Below are 23802 nucleotides of genomic sequence, written 5' to 3'. Positions count from 1 at the left end.
ACCGATAGGCTGCCTGCGGGAGCCTGCGCCGCACCGCCGCGACGGGGACGGACCGCCATCGATCATCGATGGACAGACTTCGATTTTTGAGGAGCAGGACAGTGGCCACCATCGAGGGAATCGTCGCCCGGGAGATTCTCGACTCGCGCGGCAACCCGACCGTCGAGGTCGAGGTCGGGCTGGACGACGGTACGGTCGCCCGCGCCGCGGTGCCGTCCGGCGCGTCGACCGGAGCCTTCGAGGCGATCGAGCTGCGCGACGGCGACTCCGACCGCTACAACGGCAAGGGCGTCGAGAAGGCCGTCGCCAACATCGAGGACCGGATCGTCGACCAGCTCGTCGGCTACGAGGCCAGCGAGCAGCGGCTGATCGACCAGAAGATGCTCGACATCGACGGCACCGACGACAAGTCGGAGCTGGGCGCCAACGCCATCCTCGGAGTCTCGCTGGCGGTGGCCAAGGCGGCGGCGAACAGCGCCGAGCTGAGCCTCTTCCGCTACCTGGGTGGCCCGCACGCGCACCTGCTGCCGGTGCCGATGATGAACATCCTCAACGGTGGGGCGCACGCCGACTCCAACGTCGACGTGCAGGAGTTCATGATCGCCCCGATAGGCGCGCCCTCGTTCCGCGAGGCGCTGCGCTCGGGCGCCGAGGTCTACCACGCGCTCAAGTCGGTGCTGAAGAAGAAGGGCCTGGCCACCGGGCTCGGCGACGAGGGCGGCTTCGCCCCGGACCTGCCGACCAACTCGACCGCGCTCGACCTGATCGCCGAGGCGGTCGAGAAGGCCGGCTACCGGCTCGGCACCGACATCGTCTTCGCGCTCGACGTCGCCGCCACCGAGTTCTTCAACGACGGGGTCTACACCTTCGAGGGCGGCACCAAGACGGCGGACGAGATGACCGCCTACTACCACAAGCTGGCCGACGAGTACCCGATCGTCTCCATCGAGGACCCGCTCTCCGAGGACGACTGGTCCGGCTGGGCCGGGCTGACCGCCGCGCTCGGCGACCGGGTCCAGATCGTCGGCGACGACCTCTTCGTCACCAACCCGCAGCGAATCGCCCGGGGCATCGCCGAGCGGACCGCGAACGCCGTACTGGTCAAGGTGAACCAGATCGGTTCGCTGACCGAGACCTTCGAGGCGGTCGACATGGCGCACCGGGCCGGCTTCAAGTGCATGATGAGCCACCGTTCCGGCGAGACCGAGGACACCACCATCGCCGATCTGGCGGTGGCGACCGGCTGCGGCCAGATCAAGACCGGCGCACCGGCCCGCTCGGACCGGGTCGCGAAGTACAACCAGCTGCTGCGGATCGAGGAGGAGCTGGCCGACGCGGCGCGGTACGCCGGCACCGGCGCCTTTCCGCGTTACCGTTCGAACTGACGGGTCAGCCTTCGGGGGAGGGGTGCGACGGCGATGACGCAACGCCGTACGCCGAGCGGGCAGGGCCCGACTCGACGGCCGGATCGTACCGGCCGGTCCGGGACGTCCCGGACCGGCCGCGCCTCGGGTCGGGAGCCGGGCTCCCGGGCCGAGCCACGACAGGGCCAGGCACGCTTCCCCGGAGCCACCCGGGCCGCCTCGACCCGGGCCTCCGGGACCGGGCGGGGCGCGGACGGCGCCCGCTCGGGCAGCCGGCCGGCGGCGGCCCGCCGGACCGTCGCCGCCCGCGCCGTGAAGCGGACGTACGCCCAGCATCCCCGGCGCTACACCGGCCGGGCGACGGTACTCGTCGGGGTGCTGGTGGCGCTCGCGCTGGCCTACACCTATCCGGTACGGATCTATCTCGACCAGCAGTCCGACATCGCCCGGATCGAGGCGGCCCAGCAGGCGCAGCGGGAACTCATCGGTGACCTGACCGAGGAGGCGGCGCTCTGGGACGACCCGGAATACGTCAAGATCCAGGCGAGGGAGCGGTTCTTCATGGTGGTACCCGGCGACACGCCGTACGTGGTGCTCACCGACCAGAAGGGTGCCGCCCGGGACGCCGGGGTCGACCCGAATGCGACCGAACGGGCCCCGGAGCCGTGGTACGACGCCCTCTGGTCCAGCGTGCAGGCCGCCAACGAGCCGGACAAGGCGGGCCGGTGAGCGGTTCCGACCCGGTCGGCGTACCCGATGCGGCGGGTCGGGCCGGTGCGGAGCCGGCGGCGGCCGGCGTGCCGGCACCGGTGCGGGAGCCGGCCACCGAGGCGGACCTGGCAGCCGTCGCCGCCCAGCTCGGCCGGACCCCGCGCGGCACCCGGGCGGTGGCACACCGCTGCCCGTGCGGCCAGCCGGACGTGGTGGAGACCACCCCACGGCTCGCCGACGGCACCCCGTTTCCCACCCTCTTCTACCTGACCTGCCCGCGCGCGGTCGCCGGGTGCAGCCGGCTGGAGTCCGCCGGGCTGATGCGGGAGATGCAGGAGCGGCTCGGCACCGACCCGGAGTTGGCGCAGCGCTACCTGGCGGCACACCGCGACTACCTCGCCCGGCGCGACGCGATCGGCACCGTGCCGGAGATCGACGGAATTTCGGCCGGCGGCATGCCCGGCCGGGTGAAGTGCCTGCACGTGCACCTCGGGCACGCGCTGGCCGCCGGACCCGGGGTGAACCCGTTCGGTGACGAGGTGCTGGAGCTGCTCGAACAGTGGTGGGCCGCCGGCCCCTGCGTCGAGCCGGTCGAGTCGGCCCGGTCGGGAGAGCCGGCGGCATGACCGGCGACGACGCCCCGGCCCCGGCCCCGGCCCCGGCCCCGGCCGAGCTGATCATCCGGCGTGCCCGGACCGCCGACGTACGCGGCATCCGCGACCTGATCGACACCTACAGCCCGGAGCGGCGGTTGCTCAGCAAGGCCACCGTCACGCTCTACGAGGACGTCCAGGAGTTCTGGGTCGCGGTCGATCCGGCCGAGGGTACGGTGGTCGGCTGCGGTGCCCTGCACGTGATGTGGGAGGACCTGGCCGAGATCCGGACCGTGGCGGTGCATCCGTCGCACCGAGGCCGCAAGATCGGCCAGCGGATCGTGGCGGAGCTGCTGACCACGGCCCGCGAACTCGGGGTCTCCCGGGTCTTCGTGCTCACCTTCGAGACCGGCTTCTTCGCCTCCTTCGGCTTCGTCGAGATCGACGGGGCACCGGTGCCGCAGGCGGTCTACGAGCAGCTGCTCCGCTCGTACGACGAGGGCGTCGCCGAGTTCCTCGGGCTGGAACGGGTCAAGCCGAACACCCTCGGCAACGTCCGGATGCTGCTCCGGCTCTGACGGCTCTCGGCGCTTTCACCCGGGCGACGGCGTGTCGCCGCGACTCCGACGACGTAGGGTGAAGATCGTGACTAACCGGGTGGCCGCGATCGACTGCGGCACGAACTCGATCCGGCTGCTCGTGGCCGACCTGCCGGACCCGGCCGACGGGCCGGCGGCCGAGCTGACCGACGTGGTCCGGCGGATGGAGATCGTCCGGCTGGGCCAGGACCTCGACCGGACCGGCCGGCTGGCACCGGAGGCACTGGACCGGACCCGGCAGGCGTTGATCGGGTACGCCACCTCGATCGAGTCGCTCGGCGTGTCCCGGATCCGCATGTGTGCCACCTCCGCCTCCCGGGACGCCTCGAACGCGGGCGAGTTCCGGTCGATGGTGCTGGACACCCTCGGCGTCGAGCCGGAGGTGGTGACCGGCGACGAGGAGGCTCGGCTCTCCTTCAGCGGCGCGGTACGCGGACTCGACGACGAGGTGCGGGCGCCGTACCTGGTGGTCGACATCGGCGGCGGCTCGACCGAGTTCGTGGTCGGCGGACGGCCGGCCGGGGGCGGCGCGGCGGCGGTGGACGCGGCGATCTCGGTCGACATCGGTTGCGTGCGGATGACCGAGCGGCACCTGCACGGCGATCCGCCCACGCCGGAACAGTTGGCGGCGGCCGAGGCGGAGATCGGCGCGGTGGTGGACCGGGCGTTGTCGGCGGTACCGGGCCGGGAGGCGGCCACCCTGATCGGACTGGCCGGCTCGGTGACCACTGTCGCCGGGATCGCGTTGGGCCTGCCGGAGTACCGCCCCGAGCGGATCCACCACGCCCGCGTCTCGTACGCCGACGTGGTCAAGGTCACCGCCGACCTGCTGGCCCGCTCATCGGCTGAGCGGCTGACCATTCCGGTGATGCATCCCGGCCGGGCGGACGTGATCGGGGCCGGTGCGCTGGTGCTCCGGATCATCATGGAGCGGGCCGGGATGAACTCGGTGATCGCCAGCGAGCGGGACATCCTCGACGGCATCGCCTACAGCCTCCTGCGCTGATCGGCCGGGCGCCGCCGCACCTCACCCCGGCGCGCCCTACTTCTGGGAAAGAGTGCCCTCCGTCCCTGGTCAGTGCACTCTTTCGGCGAACTGGTGCGAACCTCCTTTGTCCACAGGGGTGGGGGTTTTGCACAGGGGGCGGGGTTGGGACGGCGGGGGTGGGTGGGGTGGGGACAGCGTGGCGGGATGTCCAGAATGGCTCGACGTCCGCCGGAACTGCGCGGGCGCATTTTCCGGAACTGCGCGGGCGCATTTTCCGGGGCTCGCGGGCGGTCGCCCGTGGGCTGTTGACCAAGAACGATCTCCGCAGCTCCGCCTGGCGACCTCTCTTCCGGGACATCTACGCGGACGCCGAGCTGGCCGTGCCGCACCACACCCGTTGCGCTGTCGTCGGGCGGTGGCTGCTACCCGAGGGCGCGGCGATCGCCGGACGTTCGGCGGCTGTGCTGTACGGCGCTACGAACCTCACCGAGCCGGACGCACCGGTCGAGGTGCTGGTGCCGTCGGGTACCCGGCTCGGTCCGATGGCCGGGCTCCGGGTGCACACCGCGAGCCTGACACCCGGCGACGTCCGGTCCCGGCGGGGAACTCCCGTGACGAGCCCGGGGCGTACCTGCTGGGACCTGGCCCGCTGGGTCGATCTGATCGAGGCCGTCACGCTGCTCGATCAGCTTCTCGCTCGGCGGATCGTCACCGTCCCGCAACTGCGTGACTATGCCCTGAGCCGGGCTCCTGACCGAGGGTGGCGGCTGCTGCAACGCGCCGTCGACCTGGCCGACCCCGGTAGTGAGTCCCCGCAGGAGTCCCGGCTCCGGGTCCGGTTCGTTCTCGCCGGACTACCCCGGCCGGAGACCCAATACGTCGTGCAGGACCGAGGAGGCTTCGTGGCCCGGGCCGATCTGGCCTGGCCGGAGTTCAAGGTCGCAGTCGAGTACGACGGCCTCTGGCACAACGATCGGGCCCGGTTCCACCGCGACCGCCAACGCCTCGACCGCCAACGCCTCAACCGCCTACTCAACACCGGCTGGCTGGTCCTGCACGTGACGGCGAAACGCCTCCACACCGACTTCGCCGGCGTCCTCCACGAACTCCGCGCCGCCCTCCGACTCCGCAGACGCTGCTGACCCGCGGACGTCGCACAGTTTCCGGGAAAGAGTGGCTTCCTGACCCCGCGAAGCCACTCTTTCCCGGAATTAGCGTCCCCCTCCCCTCATCGTGGCGGGAGGTCAGGTGGTGGCGCGTTTTACGAGGGCGCTGATGCGGGTCTCTACGTCGGCGGTTAGGGCGGTCAGGGCGAAGGCGGTGGGCCAGATCGGGCCCTCGTCCAGGTTCGCCTGGTCAGTGAAGCCGAGCGTCGCGTAGCGGGTCTTGAACTTGGCGGCGGGCTGGAAGTGGCAGATGATTTTGCCGTCAAGGGTGTAGGCGGGCATCCCGTACCAGAGCTTCGAGGCGAGCGCGGGGGCGCTGGCGATGACGATCGCATGGACGCGTTCGGCCATGATCCGGTCCGAATCCTGCATCTCGGCGATCTTCGCGAGCACGTCCCGCTCCGCCTCCGCCGCCTTGTCCGCCCGGGAGCCACGGCGCGCTGCCTTCTTCTGCTCTTGGGCGTGTTCCTTCATCGCGGCGCGCTCTTCGGCGGTGAAACCCTGGTAAGTCCTGTTGCCGTCGCTACTCATGGTTGACACTTCCTATCGCTCGGTACGAAGGCCAAGATCGGCAGTGTTGGCCTGGCCGTACTGTTCGTACGAGGTGGCGGCGGCCTCCCACCGGAAACCGTCCGGGTCGGCGAAGGCGCCGGCACTGCTGCCGATGACGAGGCGGTGTGATCCGGTGCCGTCGGGGGAGACGCCTGCGTCCTTGGCGGCGGCACGGCGGCCGTAAAGGGCCAGTTTGATGCCCGAGGTGGCAAACTCGACGTACTTGCGACCGAAGCTCTTGGCCACGGGCAGGCCGCGCTCGACATAGCAGCGCTTGGTCGCGGCGACGTCAGCCACGCCCAGCAGCAGGACGATATCGTCGACGTGTCGGCTGGCCGGGCCGGTGTTCTTCTTCGACGACGAAGCGATCTTCCAGATCGTGCCGTACGGGTCACGTAGCACCCCGCCGTAGCCCCAGAAACTCTTCGAGGCCGGCTTAAGTGCTGTCGCTCCGCGTTCGACGGCGGTGTCGAAGTAGCTGTCCACACTGCTCGGCTGGGACACCACCAGCGACATGGCGAACCCGCGAAAGCCGGTCGTGGGTGCCTGCGAGGCGCGCACCCGCACTCGGGCGCCCAGGTCGAAAGCCCCGGAGTAGAAGGCATTGGCGGCGACGGGGTCGGGCACTTCGAGCGTGACAAACTCGATGGAGGACATGGCAGGGCCTTTCCATAAGGGTCGGATGGGGTGGAGCAGGGTCAGTCCTGGATCAGTCCCAGGACGTTGCCGTCCGGGTCGGTGACGGTGGCGACGGTGCGGCCGCCACCGACGTCGTGCGCGGGCTCCGTCACGGTGGCGCCTGCGGCGGTCAGTTCGGCGAGTTTCACCTCGATGTCCGGTACGTGCCAGTAGGCCACCGGCGAGGTCATGCCCTGTGGGCCACCGCCCGGCACCAGCCCGATGTGCTGACCCCCGGTGTCGAAGCCGACATAGTAGGACGAGTCACTCGTCGGCGGCACGCCGAGCAGGGCCGCGTACACCGCCTTGGCCTTCGCCAGGTCCGACACCGGATGCAGCACGGTCTTGACTCCCGGGGTGGCAGAACCGGCCATGGTTACTCCTTCGATCGCTGGTCGCGGGCCGCGTCGGCCCGGTCGGTTCGGGTACGCAGACAGCGTCTCCGCCGGCACGTCCGGTGCGGATCCGTGCTGACCACGGAGCGGCCACGGAATCGGGACACGGAGGGGCTGACAGAATGGGGCAATGGTTGACATCTCGCCTCGGGAAGCCGAGGTGCTCGCGTTGGTCGGCGAGCACCTAAGCAACGCCGAGATCGGGGCCCGGCTGTTCATCTCGGTGCGTACCGTGGAGACCCACGTCTCCTCGCTGCTGCGCAAGCTGGAGGTCCCGGATCGGCGTGCGCTCGCCCAGCGGGTGCCTGAGCTGGCTGTCGCCGGCCCGGCTCAGCCGGTACCGGTCCTGCCGGCCCCGCTGACCTCGTTCGTCGGTCGGGTGCGCGAGCGGACCGAACTGACCAAGCTAATCAAGGCGCACCGTCAGGTGACCGCGGTCGGCCCTGGTGGCGTGGGTAAGACCCGGCTCGCGCTGGCGGTGGCCGCGGAAGCCGCTGGCGAGTACCCCGACGGGGTATGGTTTGTCGACCTGGTCCCGGTCGCCGATCCCGGCATGATCGCGACTGCCGTCGCCGGAGCGCTCGGCCTCGGCGAGCAGCCCGGCCGGGACATGACCGGGTCCGTCGTTGCCGCGTTGGCCGGCCATCACGCGTTGCTGGTCCTGGACAACTGCGAGCACGTACTGGACGGGGTGGCGCCGCTACTCGAGCGGCTGTTGGCAGCGTGCCCTGGGGTGACGGTGTTGGCGACCAGCCGGGCCCGGCTGATGGTGCCGTTCGAGCGGGTGTACCAGGTGCCACCGCTGTCGCTGGCTGTTGACGGTGGATCGGACGCGATCGCGTTGTTCATGGAGCGGGCGGCGGCGGTGGGCTGGCCGCTGGATCCGCCACTGCGCGAGCAGGTCGCCTCGATCTGCGAGCGTCTGGACGGCATGGCGCTGGCGATCGAGCTGGCCGCCGCTCGGTATCCCACGCTCGGGCTGGACGGCATCACTACCGCGCTGTCCCACCCGCTCCGGATGCTGACCGGCGGATCCCGGGCCGATGAGCGGCACCGTTCGGTGCGGGCGGTACTGGACTGGAGCCACGCCCTGCTGGAGCCGGCCGATCGGGTGCTACTGCGCCGGGTGTCGGTGTTCGTGGCACCATTCACCGCGCAGGCGGCGGCGGAGGTCACCGGAGCCGAGCACGTAGCGGAGGGCGCCGGGTTCGAGTACGCGGCGGAGGGCGCCGGGTTCGACGGCGCGGCGGAGGGCGCCAGGTTCGAGGGCGCAGGGGGCGAGGAGGGTCTTGTCGCCGAGGGGCTGGCGCGGCTCGCCGAACAGAGCCTGCTGGTGGTGACGGCCTCCCCGGGCGGCACCCGGTACCGGGCGCTGGAGACCATCCGCCAATACGGGACGGAGCGGCTCACCGAGGCCGGTGAGCTGGTCGACGCCCGGTCCCGGCACCTGCGCTGGTGCTTGGCCAAGGCCGCTGGGCTGACGGAGACGGGGGCGGACTGGCGGGTCCGCTTCGACGCGGTGGCCGACGACCTCCGTGTCGCCCTCGCCTGGGCGGCCGACCGGGCAGAGCAGTGCGCGGACGCCTGTCGCCTCGCCCGGTTCCTGGCAGAGCTGACCTTCACGCGTCACCTGACCGCCGAGTCCCAGCAGCGCTACGAGCAGGCGGCCGCGCTCGCCGACGACCCCGCGGTCACCGCGTCGATGTACCGGCAGGCCGCGGCCGTGGCCGGCTGCCGGACGATCGGTGACGACATGTACCGCCTGCGGCGCGCCGCCGCCGACGCCGCCCGCCGGGCCGGCGACACCGCTGGCGCGGCCGGTGACCTGGCGACCGCCGCCACCATCGCGTACCGCTTCTCGAGCACGTTCGTGCGGATCCCGCCCCCGGTGGAGGCGCTCGCGCTGCTCACCGAGGCGCGGGAACTGGCCGGCGACGACCCGGCCGCGCAGGCCGCGGTTTCTTTGGCCGAGGCGGGAGTGCTCTCCGACGCGTTCGGTGCCGCCCAGGGCCCGCCGGACAACGCCGTACCGGAGACGATCGCGCGCGCCGAGCGGGCGGTCGAACTCGCCCGCCGGACCGGCGACCCGCTCGCCGAGTCGGCCGCACTCGACGCACTCACCGCCGCGCACAGCTGGGCCGGTGACACCTTGGCGGTCGCGGCCACGGCCCGGCGCCGGATCATTTTGCTCTCCGGCACACCAAATACCCCGGCTGGCACTCACGAGCTGATCGACGCTCTCGGCATGGTCACCGAGACGGGCCTCGGCGCCGGGGACGTGCCGGGCGCCCGGCGGTGGGCACGGGAACTGGCCGGCCATCCGGCGCTGGCCGAGGTCGGGCACCTCGCCACGTACCGGCTGCTGATGATGGAGGCACTGGCCGGCAACGCCGCCGAGGTGCTGACCGGCAGTGTCCGGTTCCTCGACGGGTGGCGGCGGTCGGGCACTCCGGCCCAGCCGGGCCTCGCTCCGGCGGTGGCCGGGGTGGCGATGATCCACGGCCTGCGCGCCGACCAGGCGGCAAGGGGCGAGTGGCAGGAGATCCTGGACCAGATCGGCACCTCGGCGGGCGGGCGTACCTACGGCTACGGGGCGGTCTTCGACGCGATGCTCCTGCTGCACCAGGGGCAGGCGCCGGAGGCGCTGGAGCGGGTGGCACCCGAGCCCGGCGAGGTGTGGAAGTGGGTCACCTGGATCTGGCTCCACTGGTACGTCGCACTGCGCGCCGAGGCCGCCGTACTCGCCGGGAGCCCTGACGCTCGCGACCGCCTGGCGGAGGCCCGGACCATCGTGGCCGGCAATCCGGTGGCCGATGCCATGGTGGCACGGGCCGAAGCCCTGCTGGACGGCGACCGGGCGGCACTGCTCGGCACGGCAGCGGCCTTCGAGGTGGCCGGCTGCCGCTACCAGTCCGGCCGGACTCTGCTGCTGGCCGGCGGCGCCGATGCCGAGCGCGGGGCGGCCGTGCTCCGCGAGCTTGGGCTCGCCCCGATGGGCAGCGGGCCTGGGGTCGCCCCGATGGGCAGCGGCGTTGACGGGCTGGTTCGGCCCGGGTGATAACTCGGGCTCGCGAATGCGGGCGGTCGGCTGGAATACATGACGCAGGGTGTCGTGATTGGTTGGCAGGCTCGTCGACACGTGGGGGCCGTTCCTGGCGTGCCCACACTTGCGACGAAAGAGCTGAGCTGACAATGGATCGAACGGCGGTCAACCCGTGGACCTGGTCGGTGGAGTTGGGCTACAACCAGGGCGAGGTCGTCTCCGGGCACACCCGGACGCTGTACTGCGCCGGGCAGGCCGCGATGGGTGGCGACGGGCGACCCCGGGATGCCGGTGACCTGGCGGCGCAGTTGGTTGCTGAGCCTCGACAACCTGGAAGCCGTACTCGCCGGGGCCGAGATGTCCCTCGCGAACCTCGTCCGGCTCAACGTCTACACCACCGACGTCGACGGGCTCTTCGCGCACCCCGGCGTGCTGGCGTCGCGGCTGGGTGCCGCCGGGGTGGCACCGCCGACCACGATGCTCGGGGTGACCCGGCTTGCGATCCCCGACCTGATGGTCGAACTTGAGGGGACCGCCGTCGCGTGACGGCAGCCGGCCGCGGTCGAGGCTGCCGGCCGGCCGGCACGAATAGCAGCCGTGGGGTGATGTCCGGTGCTCGATCAAGGTCGAGTACGACGGCCTCTGGCACAACGATTCGGCCCGGTTCCACCGCAACCGCCAACGTCTCAACCGCCTACTCAACACCGGCTGGCTGGTCCTGCACGTGACGGCGAAACGCCTCCACACCGACTTCGCCGGCGCCCTCCGCAAGCGCCGCTGACCCGCGGACGTCGCACAGATTCCGGGAAAGAGTGGCTTCGCGGGGTCAGGAAGCCACTCTTTCCCGGAACTAAGGCGTGTTTCGTAAGTCAGGCCGGCTGTGTCGAGGTCACGGCGTGGCGGTGATCGACAACTGAAGAGGTCTCCGGTATCTGGTTCTGCGACCAAGCAAGAACTTCATACCGGAGACCTCGTGCCCAGCGTAGCGGTGACGAGGCGGCACGACCTGACCGACAGGCAGTGGGCTGTCCTGGCTCCGCTGCTGCCTGCCGCGCCGAGAACGGGTCGTCCGCCGAAGTGGGAGAAACGACAGCTCATCGACGCCATCCGGTGGCGGATCCGGATCGGCGCCCCATGGCGCGATGTCCCGGCCGAGTACGCGCCCTGGCCCACCGTCTACGGCCTGTTCCGCCGCTGGCAGCGTGACGGCACCTGGGACAAGATCCTGACCGCGTTACAAGCCGCCAGCGACGCGGCCGGCCGGATCGGCTGGACGGTGAGCATCGACTCGATGACCAGCCGCGCCCACCAACACGCCGCCGGCGCCCGCACCAACGGCCACCTGCAGAAAGAGTCGCCCGGCGGCGTGCACGACGAACCAGCCGACCACGCACTGGGCCGATCACGCGGCGGGCTGACCACCAAGACCCACCTGGCCTGCGAGCAGGGACAGAAGGTCCTGGCGATGATCGTGACCGCCGGGCACCGCGGCGACAGTCCGCAGTTCATCCCCGTCCTGCGCCGTATCCGCGTGACCCGCCTCGGGCTGGGCCGACCCCGTACCCGTCCTGACCTGGTCCTGGCCGACAAGGCCTACACCAGCCGCGGCAACCGCGCTCATCTGCGTAAGCGGGGGATCAAGGCCTGTATCCCCAGCAAGGCCGACCAGGACGCCCACCGCAAGGCCAAAGGCTCCAAGGGCGGGCGGCCACCCGCGTTCGACAAGGACCTCTACCGGCTCCGCCACGCCGTCGAGAACGGCATCAACCGACTCAAACGCCACCGCGGCGTCGCCACCCGATACGACAAGCTCGCAGTCCGCTTCCAAGCCGTCCTGACCATCACCATCATCACCGAGTGGCTCTGACCGACTTACGAAACACGCCTTAGCGTCCCTCCGCATCGTGGCGGGAGGTCAGCCCGTTTACGCTGGCAGCCGTACTACCGTGCCCGCAGGACGACGATCTCCGGGTGGGTGCCGGAGAGGCTGATCGGATACCGCTGCCGCAGGGCCAGCCCGCTCGCCTCCACATCGGGTAACTGGCCGTCCACGTCGGAGAGCAGCAGCACCGCGCGGCCGTTCGGGCGTAGCACCCGGCGCAGCTCCGTCCAGAACCGCCGCTGTTGCCCGGCCAAGACGCCGGCGAACGGCACCTGCCGGTCCCACGGCGGGTTGGTGAGCACCAGGTCGACGGCGTCGTCCGACAGTGGGATCCGGCCGGCGTCCGCGACCACCCAGCCGACGGGTGTGTCCCGGCCGTTGTCGGCGGCGATCGCGACGACGGCTCGGTCGATGTCACTGCCCACGATGGACAGGCTCTGACCGGCGAGAGCCGCTTCGACCGGTATCGTCCCGGCACCGCAGCAGGGATCGAGGAGCCGGTCGCCGTCCCGCGCCCTGGCGAGCCGGACCAGTGTGGCGGCGACCGGCGGATGCACGCTGCCCGGCCGGGACATCCGACGGTACGCGCGGCGGTGCAGCGGCCGGTCCGCGATCCGCAGCGCCACCAGCGCTCGGTCGTCGACGAGGGCGATCCGCCAGGAGAGTCCGCCCGGCGGTGGCGCGACCCCGTCCCGTCGGCTGTGGTACGGCAGCCCGAGCGCGGCGGCGATCGGCTCGCCGACCGCGTCCTCCAAATCGAACCGGGTGAAGTTGCGCCGCCCCAGGAACGACGCGGAGACGTCGATTCCGGACAGTTGTACCGGCCCATCCGTGCCGGACAGTGGTGCCCACTCGTCCGTTCCGGACAGCGGTGCCGGCCCGTCTGTCCCGGAAAGCCGGCGGTCGCGCATGCTGGAGGTCGGTTGTCGGGCAGCGCCACGGCAGCGACGCCACCCGGTCAGCATCTCCCGCAGCGGCAGCGCCGTCGCGGCCTTGCCCAGCATCCGCAGGTCGGCCCGGCTCCGGCCGATCCCGTACACCACCGCGCCGACCAGGAAGACGTCGTCGGCGCAGCGCAGTTCAAGTATTTCAGGACCGGGATCGACGCTGTCGAACCACACCTCGCGGTGCGCGATCGCGCTGACCCGGCCCACTCCCAGTGTTGCTATCTCGTCGGCCACCACCGGCTCGATGCCCCGCACCGTCCGCGCCACCAGGCGCGTGGCCGTCACGACGTGACGACGGTGCCAGGACGCGGTGTGGCCCCGGCGCGCATACGCGCCGGCAACCGAAAGATCATTCGATCTTCTCCCACGTCGCGACTCGGGGCGACAGGTCGCCGCCCCGCATCGCTGGCGAGGGGTTGTCCGCAACCCGCCAGCGGTCGCGTCAGGCGAGGAAGAAGAAGTTCATGGCGAGCAGGATAGCAACTTGATCGGCGCCGCCGGGACCGGCACCGGCTGTGGAGCCAGCCGTCCCGCTTTCACTCTGTCTCGGCGGTGAGGGTGAGGAGATTTTCGCGTACCTTCTCCAGCAGTTCGATCAACGCGGCCCGTTGGTCGTCCGCCATTCCGGTGGTTGCGGTCTCGGCGAGAGTGCGCCAGACCGCTTCGATCTCCGGGATCACCGCCCGGCCCTTTTCGGTCAACCGGATACGGGTGACGCGCCGATCACCCGGCACGGATTCCCTGACGAACCAGCCGCCCTGTTCGAGACGGCTGAGGCTGCGTGTCACGGTGGGCTGTTCCACGCCGAGCCGAGCGGCGATCTCGGAGACTGTCACGCCTTCGGGCTCCTGGCCCAGCATCCACAGCAGGACGTCCTGCCCCGGGTGCAGGGCAAGCCCGCTCAGCGCGTCGTTCTGCGCGCTCCGGTACAGCCGGGCCACCTTGACCAGGCTCTTGTTGGTGGCCAGGACATCCGCGAGTTCCACCAGGGGAGTGTACGAGTTGACAAGCCATCCTCCACTGATCCATAGTCGGCTAACCTATAGCCGACTATGGAGTTACGTTGAAAACTGGTCTGAGGAACAAGGTCGCCCTGGTCACCGGCGCCTCCGGCGCCATCGGCAAAGCCACGGCACTGCAACTGGCCGCCGAGGGTGCTGCCGTCGCCCTGTCCTGGCGTAGCAATCACGACGGCGTCATGGATGTGGTCGACACTGTGACCCGAGCGGGCGGCCGAGCCTGCGCCGTCCAACTGGATCACGGCGACCTCAGCACCGTGCAGGGCGTCATCGAGGAGATCACCGCACGTCTTGGACCGGTCTCGGTGCTGATCGCCAACGCCGTGCAGTGGCCCGAGTTCGACGCCGACGAGATCGGCGGGCTCAGCACGGCGCTGGCCGTCAACATGGTCGGCCCGGCTGCTCTGATCGACGCGGCGCTGCCCGCCATGCGTGCCGCCGGCTGGGGACGCATCGTCGCCGTGTCGACGGACATCGTCGAGCAACCCATGGCGGGACCAGTCGCCTACGCCACGGCGAAGGGAGCGCTCGAGACCGCCGCCCGGGTGCTCGCCGTCCGGGAAGCCCGGCACGGCATCCTGACGAACATCGTGCGCCCCGGCTTCACCCTCACCGAGAAGGCCTTGAACGCTCCGTTCCTGGGGCCGGAAGCGGTCGCAGCGGAATCAGCGAAGACCCCCACCGGCCGCATCTGCACACCCGAAGACGTCGCCTCCGCGATCACCTATCTTGCCTCGGCGGCGAACGGCCATGTCAACGGACAGACGCTCTCGCTGGCGGGTGGCCGGGAACTCGTCCGATGAGATCATCCCAGCCGTATCCGCAGGTGAACACGCTGGCGTGCGCCTGGCGGGTGCACGCCAGGACGAGGCCATGGTGCCAGCATTGGATCTCGACCCGGGTCGGCTGGCTTCGTACCGTTTGCACATGATCGTTTGCGGGCGGGCCGGTGGCGGCGGCGGTGACGTTCCACAGGATGGCGCCGTGGTGGCGGTCCGAGGAGCTTGCCGCCGCCACCGTCGGCATACACCTGTCACGGCCGCCGCGGACCGTGGACGCGTCGCTGTCCGGGCCGTCCGACACTGGTTGGCCGGCGCGGAGTCTCGCCCCCACCCGGAACCGGCGGTGTCATCGGACACCTGACCGTGACCCGACCTCGCTGCGGACTCGTTTGCACGACATCCGAAGGGACCACCTTGATCAGCGTCACGCCACTGCACCCCGACGACCGCCGCGACTGGGAGGAACTGTTCGCCGGTTACAACGCCTTCTACGGGCGTACCTGGCCAGCGGAAAACTACGACCACGCCTGGCGGGAGTTCCAGCGGGACGAACGGGTCCATGCACTCGGCGCCCGGCTCGACGGCCGGCTGGCCGGCATCACCCACTTCCTCGTGCATCCCAGCACGACCTCGGCCGACGTCTGCTACCTGCAGGACTTGTTCACCGCCCCCGACGCTCGGGGCAGGGGCGTCGCCCGAGCCCTGATCTCGGCCGTCGAGGGGTGGGCCCGCAAGCGGGAGTGTGCCCGGCTCTACTGGCACACCCAGCAGCACAACCACACCGCCCGCAGGCTCTACGACCAGGTTGCGGAATTCCGCGACTTCATCGTGTACGCGATGCCGCTGTAGCCGAGCCAGAGCCGCCTCCGCGCCGCCCGGGCGCACCAAACGCTCAGTCGGCCGGATGTGGATCGGGGTAGCGCACCCGGCTGAGCCGTTCCGACACCTGCCAGAGCCGGGCCGCCGTCGCCTCGTCCAGCGCCCGGGCGGGAAGCTTGGCCGGGCCGGGTCCACCGTGGAGTTCGCGGTAGCCGTCCGGGCCGTAGTATCCGGCGCCTTCGGCCGCCGGGTTCGTCGCGGCGAAGACCGCCGGCAGGGCACCGGACGGGCCGTCCTGCCAGATTCCGGGTACGAGGTAGATGAGCCGGTTACGGATCCGGTTGAGCCGCAGCGAACCCCCGCCATGGGTCGGGCCGGTCACCTGGAGGTTGGTGACTGCGGCACCCGGATGGGCGGCGTTGCTGAGGATGCCCCAGTTGCCGGCCGTACTGCGGCGCTGGAGTTCCCGGGCGAACATCAGGACGGCCAGCTTGGAGACGCCGTACGCGCGCAGCGGCTGGTAGCGACGCTCACCCTGGAGATTGTCGAAGTCGAACCGCCCGAGCCGGCTCATCAGGCTGCTGATCGACACCACCCGGGCGGCACCGGCGGCGCGCAGCAGCGGGAGCAGGTGACCGGTCAACGCGAAGTGTCCGAGATGGTTGACGGCGAACTGGAGTTCGTACCCGTCCTCGCTAAGCGCCCGGGGACGCGGCGTCATGATCCCGGCGTTGTTGACCAGGATGTCGACCGGCCGCCCCCGTTCGGTCAGGGCGCTGCCGCAGGCGGCGATGCTGGCCAGCGACGCCAGGTCGAGGTGCTGGAGACTCAGCTTGGCGCCGGGCACCTCGGCGCGGATCTCGGCGACGGCCCGCTCGCCCTTGGCCTCGTCGCGTACCGCGAGGATCACCTCCGCGCCGGCCCGGGCGAGCCGGTGGCTCACGCCGAACCCGATCCCGCTGTTGGCCCCGGTCACCACCGCGAGCTTGCCGGTCAGATCGGGTACGTCGATGTCAGGTGCACGGTGCGGCATACGATCATTATCGATGCCGGGGCGCTGCCGGTGGGGGCGACGCGACTGCCGGTGCCGCCCGCATCGCGGGTGACCCGGCGCTCAGCGCCGCCCGGGCAACCCGGCGAGGAAGTATCGCCAGGCGACGGACCGGAACGCCAGCGTGCCGCCCTCCCGGTCCTTGGTGTCCCGCACCAGCACCCGGCCGGGCAGGTCGGCGACCTCGACGCATGAACCTTCCGCCCCACTCCGGGTGCTCTTCCGCCAGATGGGCGCGGGCGGTTCAGTCATCGACAGCCTCCTTGACGATGGTGGCGAGCAGATCCTCGGACTCCTCCTGGCTGAGCACCAGCTCGTTGAGTCGTCCCCAGACCTGATCATAGACCGCGACCTCGGTCGGCTTGTCCAGGTAGAGCGCGCCGGTGAGGTTCTCGCTATAGATCGTCGTCGGTTCGGGCGGCCGAGTGCCGAAAGCCGGAAAATCAATTATGTAAAAGGCATTCGTCATCGAAGCCCAATGTGGACCGGCTGCGGCGGGCAGCACCCGGACGGTGACCGAGGGAAGGCGGTTGCTGTTCGCCAGGTGGGCGAGTTGGGCCACCCAGGCGTCGCGGTCGGCGATGGGACGCCGTAGCACCGCCTCGTCCACGATCACCTCCAGATCGGGAGCCTTCGGCTGGCGGCGGGTCAGAATCCGTTGCCGTTCGAGTCGCAGCGCCACCTTGCTGGCGACCTCCTGCTCGGTGACCCCGGGTTTGGTCCGGATCATCTCGGCGGCGTAATCCGCGGTTTGCAGCAGGCCGGGAATCAGCGACGACTCGAACTGGCGGATCCGCGAGGCGGTCGCCTCCATGCCGACGTAGAGCTGGAACCAGGAGGGGATGACCTCGCCGTACGCGTGCCACCAGCCCTTGGCCTTGGACTCCTTGGCGAGGCTGAGCAGGACGTTCGTCATCTTCGAGGTCACGCCGTAGAGCCGGCACATCGCCTCGACGTCGTGCGTCCGTACGGTGGTCTCGCCGCGCTCTATCCGGTACATCCGGGCGCGGGACCATTCCAGCATCCTGGCCGCCGGTTCGAGGCTGATCCCGGCTTCCTCCCGGGCGATCTTCAAATGCCGGCCGAGTTGACGTTGCGGTACGGATGACGCGCGGTCGCCCACGATCCGCTCCCCTTCCCCACTGGACAGTTTCGAACGTCTGGAACGAGACAGCGATATCGAGCAGCGTGTATCGATGTCAATATTTTCCGGCAAATCGCGCGCCATACTGCTGACCACACGGACATTGCCGGCCAGACTCCTGCACAGGCGGGGCGGCGGAGCGCGGCGGCCCCTTCCGGGATCGGGAGGTCACGGTGCCGTCCGTCGTACGCCCACACCTGCCGCAGCGGCCGATCTGGCTCTGCCGGGCCTGTGTCCGCCCCTGGCCCTGCCCGGTCGCCCGGGCCACCCTGGTGATCGAGTACGCCGCCGATCCGGTCGCCCTGCACGTCTACCTGGCGACTGTGCTCCAGGAGGCGATCGACGACCTCTGTCGGCTCAACCCGCAGCCCGGCCCCGACCCGACCGCCATGTACGCCCGGTTCCTGGCCTGGGCCACGCCACGGTTGCGGCTGGCGGCGTCGTACAGTCCGTTGATGGTGCGGGCGTCGGCGGTACCGGAACGGCTGCGGTGGGCGGTCGACCTGTTGCGGGTGGCGCCGGACGACCATTTCCTGGAGATCGGCTGTGGCAACGGGGTGGCGGTGTCACTGGTCTGTGACCGGCTGGTCGGCGGCCGGATCACCGCGATCGACCGCTCGGCGGCGGCGGTCCGGCAGGCGGAGCGGCGCAACCTCGACCACATCTCGGCGGGGCGTGCGGTCGTCCGGCTCGGCGCACTGGAGGACCTCGGCGCGTTGGAGGACCTCGGAACACTGGACGACCTCGGTGCCCTGGCGGAGGCGGGTGGGCCGGCGGGGTTCAGCGCAGACGGTGGGCGGTTCGACAGGATCTTCGCGATAAACGTCAACCTGTTCTGGACCCGTTCACCAGCGGCCGAGCTGGCAGTGCTCCGCCGGCTGCTGAAGCCGGACGGTGGGCTCTATCTCTGCTACGAACCGCCGGCGGCGACCCGGGTGGCGGAGCTGGTCAGGCAGTTGCCGGCGACGCTGTCGGCGCACGGTTTCGTCGACACTGCGGTCGTCTCGGCGACCACCGCCGGTACGTCCCTGCTCGCGTCAGCGGCCGGCCGGGTCAGCGCCCGGCGGGAGAGGCCGATACGGAAGTCGGCTAACCGACCCCGAACCCGACGCAGCCGCCCACCGGCGGTTCGGGGTCATCCGCGATGGCCTTCACCAGCATGGCGCCGCACTGCGCGACGGTACGCAACTCGTCGTCGGTGAGCCGGTCGAGAATCCGGCGCATCTTCTCCGCACCGGCCGTCACGAACCGGTCGACCAGGTCGCGCCCCGGCTCGCTCAGCTCGATCCGGCGTACCCGGCGGTCGTGCGGGTCCTCGCGGCGGGTGACCAGGCCCTGTGCGACCAGTCGGTCCACCATGCCGGTCATGGTGGCCAGGCTCACACCCATCGCCGTGCTGAGGTCCTGACCTGCGATGCTGCCGTGCGCCGAGAGCACCAGCAGCACCTTGAGCTGCGGCAGTGTCAGATGCAGCGTGAAGAGTGGATTCGCCGGGTCGTTGGCGAAGCTGTGCTGCATGTCCCGCTGCGTCTCCATGATCTGGGCGATGAGATCGTTTCGGTCACCCATCGATCCCTCCAGGCCATGAGACGGCGGCAACGGTCGGCGAAACGGCGGCAACGGTCGGCCGCGATGCGGCTCTGCCGCCAGCGGTCAGCGGAGGCTATCAGGGAAGCGCCAGCCCCAGGATACTTCGCTGCAAGCGAACTGTTAGTGTCAGCCTAACTTTATGTCCACGGGGGAGAGGAGCGAGCCACATGTCCGTGGCCGTCCAACCTGACGCCGGGAGCGACAAGCTCGATCCCGGCGTCCTGAGAGTCGCCGGTGTGGTGGTGCTCGGCGCCATCATGTCGATCCTCGACGTCACCGTCGTCAGCGTCGCGATACCGACCTTCCAGCGCGAGTTCGACGCCAGCTACGCCACCGTCGCATGGACGATGACCGCCTACACGCTGGCCCTGGCCACGGTGATTCCGATCACCGGCTGGGCGGCCGACAGGTTCGGCACGAAGCGGCTCTACCTGATGTCCCTGGTGCTCTTCCTCGGCGGCTCCGCGCTGTGCAGTGTGGCCTGGGACATCGGTCCGCTGATCGTCTTCCGGGCCCTCCAGGGTCTCGGCGGCGGCATGCTGATGCCGCTCGGCATGACGATCATGACCCGCGCCGCCGGTCCGCACCGGGTCGGCCGGGTGATGGCCGTGCTCGGCGTACCGATGCTGCTCGGCCCGATCGGCGGCCCGATCCTCGGCGGCTGGCTGATCGAGGCGGCCTCCTGGCACTGGATCTTCCTGATCAACGTGCCGGTCGGCATCGTCGCCTTCATCCTGGCGCTGCGGATCCTGCCCAGGGACGAGCCGCATCCCTCCGAGTCGTTCGACTTCTTCGGCATGCTGCTGCTCTCGCCGGGTCTCGCGCTCTTCCTCTACGGCGTCTCCTCCATTCCGGAGGAGGGCACCGTGGCTGCCGCCAAGGTGCTGGTACCGGCGATCGCCGGCCTGCTGCTGATCCTCGCGTTCGTGTTCCACGCCCTGCGCAAGGACCACCCGCTGATCGACCTCAAGCTGTTCCGGAACCGCAACCTCACGGTCTCGGTCATCACGATGACACTCTTCACCGTGGCGTTCATGGGCGCGATGCTGCTGCTGCCCAGCTACTTCCTCCAGGTACGCAGCGAGGGAACCCTCGACGCCGGTCTGCTGCTGGCGCCGCAGGGCATCGGCGCGATGCTCACCATGCCGATCGCCGGGCGGCTGACCGACCGGATCGGCCCCGGCAAGCTGGTGCTCGGCGGAATGGTGCTGATCGCCCTCGGGCTCTCCCCGTTCACCCAGATCACCGCGGACAGCTCGTACTGGCTGCTCCTCGGGGGCCTGTTCGTGATGGGCATGGGCATGGGCATGACCATGATGCCGATGATGTCGGCGGCGATGGCGAGCCTGACCCACCAGCAGGTCGCCCGGGGCTCCACGATGATGAACATCGTCCAGCAGACCGCCGGCTCCATCGGTACCGCCGTGATGTCGGTGATCCTCACCAACCGGGTGCTGGAGAGCCAGGCGGCCACCGCGTACAGCGCGGTCACCCAGGGGCAGGTGCCGCGCGACCAGGTGCCGCCGGAGGTACTCGCCCAGGGGCAGGCGTCGCTGGCCGAGGCGTTCAGCAACACGTACGTGATCGCGCTGGTGCTGATCGTCCTCTGTGTCGTACCGGCGCTGCTGCTGCCGCGCAAGCGGATCGAGCCGGCCGCGCCGGCGGACGGCGAGATGCCCGTCCCGGTCGTCATGCACTGACGACCGCACGCACTGATCGACCGCACCGGAGCGTCGCTCCGGGCAACGCGAAGCCCTCCCGCCGGATCGGCGGGAGGGCTTCGCCGTCCGCGCCGGCTTGCCGGGGACGAATCGGCGTCTTCCACATGGTTACTTCCGCCTTGTCCGGGTACCTGGGAGGGCACGGCGGCCAGGGACGGAGGCGGAGGCGATGAGCACCACCATGGGCGATGAGCGGGTCGATGCCCGGCCGGCCAGCCTCAGGCTGCCAGGGATCGTGCTCGGGGTGGGGCTCGGCGGATTCGTCGACGGCATCCTGCTGCACCAGGTCCTGCAATGGCATCACCTGCTCAGCAGCACCGACACCGACAACGTCGGGGTGCGGTACTACGACCCGAAGACCGTACCCGGGCTGGAGATGAACACCCTGTGGGACGGCATCTTCCACACGGTGTGCTGGCTGGCCGTCCTGATCGGCCTGGCCATCCTCTACTCCCGGGTGACCCACCACCGCCGCCGGGTCTGGACCTCCCGCGTCCTGTGGGGCTGGATCCTGGTCGGCTGGGGGCTGTTCAACCTCGTCGAGGGCATCCTCGACCACCACATCCTCGGCATCCACCACGTCTATCCCGGCCCCAACCAGCTCTGGTGGGACATCGCCTTCCTGGTCCTCGGTGCGCTGCTGGTCGCCGGCGGCTGGCTGCTCCAGCGCGGCGGCCGCTCGTTCGACCCCGTGTCCGGAACCGACGCGCCGACCGGCGGGCAGGCGCGCCGGAACGCCTGATGGACCACGACCAGCACCACCTGCCCGGTCACGGGGCGGGCATCTCCGTGCCCGGCGTGGTGCTGCCCGTCGTCGTGCTGCTGCTCAGCGCCGCCCTCTATCTGCACCTGGCCCACCGGGCGCGGCGGCGCAACCCGGCGCTGGGCTGGAGCGGGTGGCGAACACTCAGTTTCGGCGTCGGGCTGCTCCTGCTGGCGGTGGCGGTGCTGCCGCCGGTCGCCACCCTGGCGCACCACGACTTCCGGGGCCACATGGTCGCGCACCTGCTCGTCGGCATGTACGCCCCGCTCGCCCTGGTGCTCGGTGCCCCCGTCACCCTGCTGCTGCGTACGCTGCCCGCCAGGCAGGGCCGGCGGCTGACGGGGCTGCTGCACAGCCGACCCGCCCGGGTGCTGACCCACCCGGCAACCGCCTGGCTGCTCTCCACCGGCAGCCTCGTACCGCTGTATTTCACCCCGCTCTACGACACCGCGACGAGCCATCCGGCCGGGCACTGGCTGCTGCACCTGCACTTCCTGCTCGCCGGTTGCCTCTTCGCGCACGTCATCGCCGGGCCCGATCCGGCGCCTGCCCGGCCCGGCGTGCCCACCCGGCTGGTCTATCTCGGCTGTGGCATCGCGCTGCACGCCGTGGTCTCGCAACTGATCTACGGCGGCTACTGGGTGCAGATCGCCGCGCCCGCCGCCGAGGTCCGGACGGGCGCCGAGATCATGTACTACGGCGGCGACATCGCCGAACTGCTGCTCGCCGCCGCCCTGGTCGCCACCTGGCGCCCGGTACGCCGTCCGCGCCCCGGCGCTCGACCGGCCCGGCGAGCCGTCGCCCGGGTTCCAACCGGCGGCAGCGCACTCGGCTGATCACCGGCGTGGTGGTCGCGGCGTCTGTGGCGGCGGCGGGCCAGGGTGCCGCGCGTAGGCTGTCGAGCTGGGTGCAGAGACGGGGCAGACGCCGAGGAGACCGCGCCGACGGCACGACACACTCCAGGGCGGGCGGCGCCCGGGCCTGCGCCGCCCGGTCTGCGCTGTCCCGGGGGTGTTCCGATGGGCCTCGTCAAGTCGCTGAGGCGGAGTTCGACCGGGGGAACACGATCTTTATCGTGTGGGTGTGGAGATTGTCTCGTTCGATGGGCCGACCGGCAGGCCGGTGGATGCCTTCGGCAGTGTGGGCGTGACCGCGCGGGCGTTGGTGCGTGCAGAGGCGCTCGCTGTCACTGTGCTGCATGTCGCAGCGGGTGGTGAGATAGGGCGGCACACCGCACCGGTAGATCAACTCATGATGATCACTGCGGGTCATGGGGCGGTGCAGGTTGGCGGTGGTGAGTGGCAGGAGATCCGTGCCGGACAGGCCGTCGTGTGGCGGGCCGGCGAGGACCACGCCACCAGGGCGGTGGAGGACGTCACCGCGGTAGTGCTGGAGATGGCGAACATGCCGGTCACGCAGTAGCGGCCGGGCGCACAGGACGGAGCAGCTCGACAGTCTCCGTGCCGGGTAGTGCCCAGCCGGCCGGGCCGGAAAGCCGGCGACGCCCGGCGCTGGGTGCCGAGGGCTCAGCCGGTGCGGAACAGGTCGGCGCGGGACTGCTCCCGGGGCTCGCGCTCGTCCCGGGACCACCACCAGGCGTAGCTGATCGCCCCGGGGTGCGGCGTTGCCAGCACGATCCGGGCCAGCAGGGGTCCCTCGTACGCGGTGAACTGCCCGGGGGAGCGCTGGGTGAAGCAGACCATGCCGGGCAGTTCGAGGCTCGCGACGTGCAGTTCGAGTCGACCGCCGGCACCGAGTACCAGCACGCTGTGCTCGACGTGGCGCAGCCCGTCGCTGTCGGTGGTCGCCTCGTAGTCCAGGATGGCGGCACGTCCGTCGAGCGCGGCGGCCACCACCATCCGTGCTACGAACGGCCCGCTCTCCGGGCCGTCGCCCCGGCCCCGGTACACCCCGGTCGCGGCCGTGAGACGGCGCAGTAGATCGGTCTCGGCGGGCACGGCGACACGATAGCGCCCATGCGCCACGCTATCGGCG

General features: G+C 70.6%; 26 protein-coding genes. 16 read left to right on the top strand and 10 right to left on the bottom strand.

Annotation, left to right across the window (positions count from 1 at the left end; translation table 11 throughout):
- Positions 1-101: 101 nt before the first annotated feature.
- From eno to CLT71_RS17170, 6 genes are all read left to right on the top strand, one after another.
- The gene (gene eno / locus CLT71_RS17195; RefSeq protein ID WP_101368006.1) at positions 102-1385 is read left to right on the top strand and encodes a phosphopyruvate hydratase; all 1284 of its coding nucleotides are present in this window, start codon (positions 102-104) and stop codon (positions 1383-1385) included.
- A gap of 33 nt (positions 1386-1418) precedes the next feature.
- Positions 1419-2093 carry a septum formation initiator family protein gene (locus CLT71_RS17190; RefSeq protein WP_101368005.1) on the top strand — a complete coding sequence of 225 codons (675 nt, stop codon included), beginning with the start codon at positions 1419-1421 and terminating at the stop codon, positions 2091-2093.
- Entirely contained in the window at positions 2090-2701 is a 612-nt protein-coding gene (locus tag CLT71_RS17185) for a DUF501 domain-containing protein (RefSeq protein WP_101368004.1), read from the top strand. Before CLT71_RS17190 ends, CLT71_RS17185 begins: the two co-directional genes overlap by 4 nt.
- A complete protein-coding gene (locus tag CLT71_RS17180; protein ID WP_101368003.1) occupies positions 2698-3246 on the top strand; it encodes an amino-acid N-acetyltransferase in 549 nt (182 codons plus the stop codon). The genes CLT71_RS17185 and CLT71_RS17180 overlap by 4 nt, the downstream gene beginning before the upstream one ends.
- Before the next feature lie 79 nt (positions 3247-3325).
- Positions 3326-4273: a Ppx/GppA phosphatase family protein gene (locus tag CLT71_RS17175; protein WP_101371527.1), complete on the top strand. Its 948-nt coding sequence runs from the start codon at positions 3326-3328 to the stop codon at positions 4271-4273.
- Between the two features lie 287 nt (positions 4274-4560).
- Complete coding sequence (locus CLT71_RS17170) at positions 4561-5397, top strand: DUF559 domain-containing protein (protein ID WP_486483309.1); 837 nt, start codon at positions 4561-4563, stop codon at positions 5395-5397.
- Positions 5398-5499: 102 nt separating this feature from the next.
- On the opposite strand, the gene CLT71_RS17165 is transcribed toward CLT71_RS17170, so the two are convergent.
- Genes CLT71_RS17165 through CLT71_RS17155 form a run of 3 tightly spaced genes read right to left on the bottom strand, consistent with a single transcriptional unit; the run spans position 5500 to position 7025 of the window.
- Positions 5500-5952 carry a DUF1801 domain-containing protein gene (locus CLT71_RS17165; RefSeq protein WP_101368001.1) on the bottom strand — a complete coding sequence of 151 codons (453 nt, stop codon included), beginning with the start codon at positions 5950-5952 and terminating at the stop codon, positions 5500-5502.
- Between the two features lie 12 nt (positions 5953-5964).
- Positions 5965-6630: a VOC family protein gene (locus CLT71_RS17160; protein ID WP_101368000.1), complete on the bottom strand. Its 666-nt coding sequence runs from the start codon at positions 6628-6630 to the stop codon at positions 5965-5967.
- 41 nt (positions 6631-6671) lie between these two features.
- A complete protein-coding gene (locus CLT71_RS17155; RefSeq protein WP_101367999.1) occupies positions 6672-7025 on the bottom strand; it encodes a VOC family protein in 354 nt (117 codons plus the stop codon).
- 151 nt (positions 7026-7176) lie between these two features.
- Here CLT71_RS17155 and CLT71_RS38055 point away from each other — a divergent pair, with 151 nt between their 5' ends.
- The 3 genes from CLT71_RS38055 (at position 7177) to CLT71_RS17140 (ending at position 11956) form a co-directional block, all read left to right on the top strand.
- The gene (locus CLT71_RS38055) at positions 7177-10104 is read left to right on the top strand and encodes a LuxR C-terminal-related transcriptional regulator (RefSeq protein WP_101367998.1); all 2928 of its coding nucleotides are present in this window, start codon (positions 7177-7179) and stop codon (positions 10102-10104) included.
- 249 nt (positions 10105-10353) lie between these two features.
- The gene (locus CLT71_RS17145; RefSeq protein WP_486483308.1) at positions 10354-10635 is read left to right on the top strand and encodes a RidA family protein; all 282 of its coding nucleotides are present in this window, start codon (positions 10354-10356) and stop codon (positions 10633-10635) included.
- Between the two features lie 442 nt (positions 10636-11077).
- Positions 11078-11956: an IS5 family transposase gene (locus CLT71_RS17140; RefSeq protein WP_486483643.1), complete on the top strand. Its 879-nt coding sequence runs from the start codon at positions 11078-11080 to the stop codon at positions 11954-11956.
- 74 nt (positions 11957-12030) lie between these two features.
- On the opposite strand, the gene CLT71_RS17135 is transcribed toward CLT71_RS17140, so the two are convergent.
- Positions 12031-13203, bottom strand: coding sequence for a methyltransferase domain-containing protein (locus CLT71_RS17135; protein WP_101367997.1), 1173 nt, complete (start codon positions 13201-13203; stop codon positions 12031-12033).
- A 251-nt stretch (positions 13204-13454) separates the two neighbouring features.
- Positions 13455-13904, bottom strand: a complete 450-nt coding sequence (locus tag CLT71_RS17130; protein WP_101367996.1) for a MarR family transcriptional regulator — start codon at positions 13902-13904, stop codon at positions 13455-13457.
- A 77-nt stretch (positions 13905-13981) separates the two neighbouring features.
- Between CLT71_RS17130 and CLT71_RS17125 the strand changes: the two genes are divergently transcribed.
- Together CLT71_RS17125 and CLT71_RS17120 are read left to right on the top strand one after the other, a co-directional pair.
- On the top strand, positions 13982-14740 hold the full coding sequence (locus tag CLT71_RS17125; RefSeq protein ID WP_101367995.1) for an SDR family oxidoreductase: 759 nt from the start codon (positions 13982-13984) through the stop codon (positions 14738-14740).
- Positions 14741-15133: 393 nt separating this feature from the next.
- Positions 15134-15568 (top strand): GNAT family N-acetyltransferase, encoded by a 435-nt coding sequence (locus CLT71_RS17120; RefSeq protein WP_101367994.1) that lies wholly within the window; start codon positions 15134-15136, stop codon positions 15566-15568.
- A gap of 43 nt (positions 15569-15611) precedes the next feature.
- Here the strand turns inward: CLT71_RS17120 and CLT71_RS17115 are convergent, their stop codons facing one another.
- The 3 genes from CLT71_RS17115 to CLT71_RS17105 all read right to left on the bottom strand — a co-directional run bounded on the left by CLT71_RS17115 (position 15612) and on the right by CLT71_RS17105 (position 17712).
- The gene (locus tag CLT71_RS17115) at positions 15612-16571 is read right to left on the bottom strand and encodes an SDR family oxidoreductase (protein WP_101367993.1); all 960 of its coding nucleotides are present in this window, start codon (positions 16569-16571) and stop codon (positions 15612-15614) included.
- An 81-nt stretch (positions 16572-16652) separates the two neighbouring features.
- Entirely contained in the window at positions 16653-16841 is a 189-nt protein-coding gene (locus CLT71_RS17110) for a DUF397 domain-containing protein (RefSeq protein WP_101367992.1), read from the bottom strand.
- The gene (locus CLT71_RS17105; protein ID WP_486483689.1) at positions 16834-17712 is read right to left on the bottom strand and encodes a helix-turn-helix domain-containing protein; all 879 of its coding nucleotides are present in this window, start codon (positions 17710-17712) and stop codon (positions 16834-16836) included. Before CLT71_RS17105 ends, CLT71_RS17110 begins: the two co-directional genes overlap by 8 nt.
- Positions 17713-17906: 194 nt before the next feature.
- On the opposite strand from CLT71_RS17105, the gene CLT71_RS17100 reads away from it, so the two are divergent.
- The gene (locus tag CLT71_RS17100) at positions 17907-18935 is read left to right on the top strand and encodes a class I SAM-dependent methyltransferase (RefSeq protein ID WP_101367991.1); all 1029 of its coding nucleotides are present in this window, start codon (positions 17907-17909) and stop codon (positions 18933-18935) included.
- On the opposite strand, the gene CLT71_RS17095 is transcribed toward CLT71_RS17100, so the two are convergent.
- Positions 18823-19302, bottom strand: coding sequence for a MarR family transcriptional regulator (locus CLT71_RS17095; protein ID WP_101367990.1), 480 nt, complete (start codon positions 19300-19302; stop codon positions 18823-18825). The two genes, CLT71_RS17100 and CLT71_RS17095, sit on opposite strands and share 113 nt — an antisense overlap.
- A 188-nt stretch (positions 19303-19490) precedes the next feature.
- On the opposite strand from CLT71_RS17095, the gene CLT71_RS17090 reads away from it, so the two are divergent.
- The 4 genes from CLT71_RS17090 (at position 19491) to CLT71_RS17075 (ending at position 23229) form a co-directional block, all read left to right on the top strand.
- On the top strand, positions 19491-21023 hold the full coding sequence (locus CLT71_RS17090) for a DHA2 family efflux MFS transporter permease subunit (RefSeq protein WP_101367989.1): 1533 nt from the start codon (positions 19491-19493) through the stop codon (positions 21021-21023).
- A 190-nt stretch (positions 21024-21213) separates the two neighbouring features.
- Positions 21214-21786: a DUF2243 domain-containing protein gene (locus tag CLT71_RS17085; protein ID WP_101367988.1), complete on the top strand. Its 573-nt coding sequence runs from the start codon at positions 21214-21216 to the stop codon at positions 21784-21786.
- The gene (locus tag CLT71_RS17080) at positions 21786-22643 is read left to right on the top strand and encodes a cytochrome c oxidase assembly protein (protein WP_101367987.1); all 858 of its coding nucleotides are present in this window, start codon (positions 21786-21788) and stop codon (positions 22641-22643) included. Before CLT71_RS17085 ends, CLT71_RS17080 begins: the two co-directional genes overlap by 1 nt.
- Positions 22644-22890: 247 nt before the next feature.
- Entirely contained in the window at positions 22891-23229 is a 339-nt protein-coding gene (locus CLT71_RS17075) for a cupin domain-containing protein (protein WP_158242250.1), read from the top strand.
- A 104-nt stretch (positions 23230-23333) separates the two neighbouring features.
- Here the strand turns inward: CLT71_RS17075 and CLT71_RS17070 are convergent, their stop codons facing one another.
- Complete coding sequence (locus tag CLT71_RS17070) at positions 23334-23765, bottom strand: hypothetical protein (RefSeq protein WP_101367985.1); 432 nt, start codon at positions 23763-23765, stop codon at positions 23334-23336.
- Between the last annotated feature and the right edge of the window lie 37 nt (positions 23766-23802).

It is taken from the genome of Plantactinospora sp. CNZ320 (genome assembly GCF_002846275.1).
The sequence above is the reverse complement of the archived record's forward strand: the minus strand, read 5'-3'. Positions and strand labels throughout refer to the sequence as shown.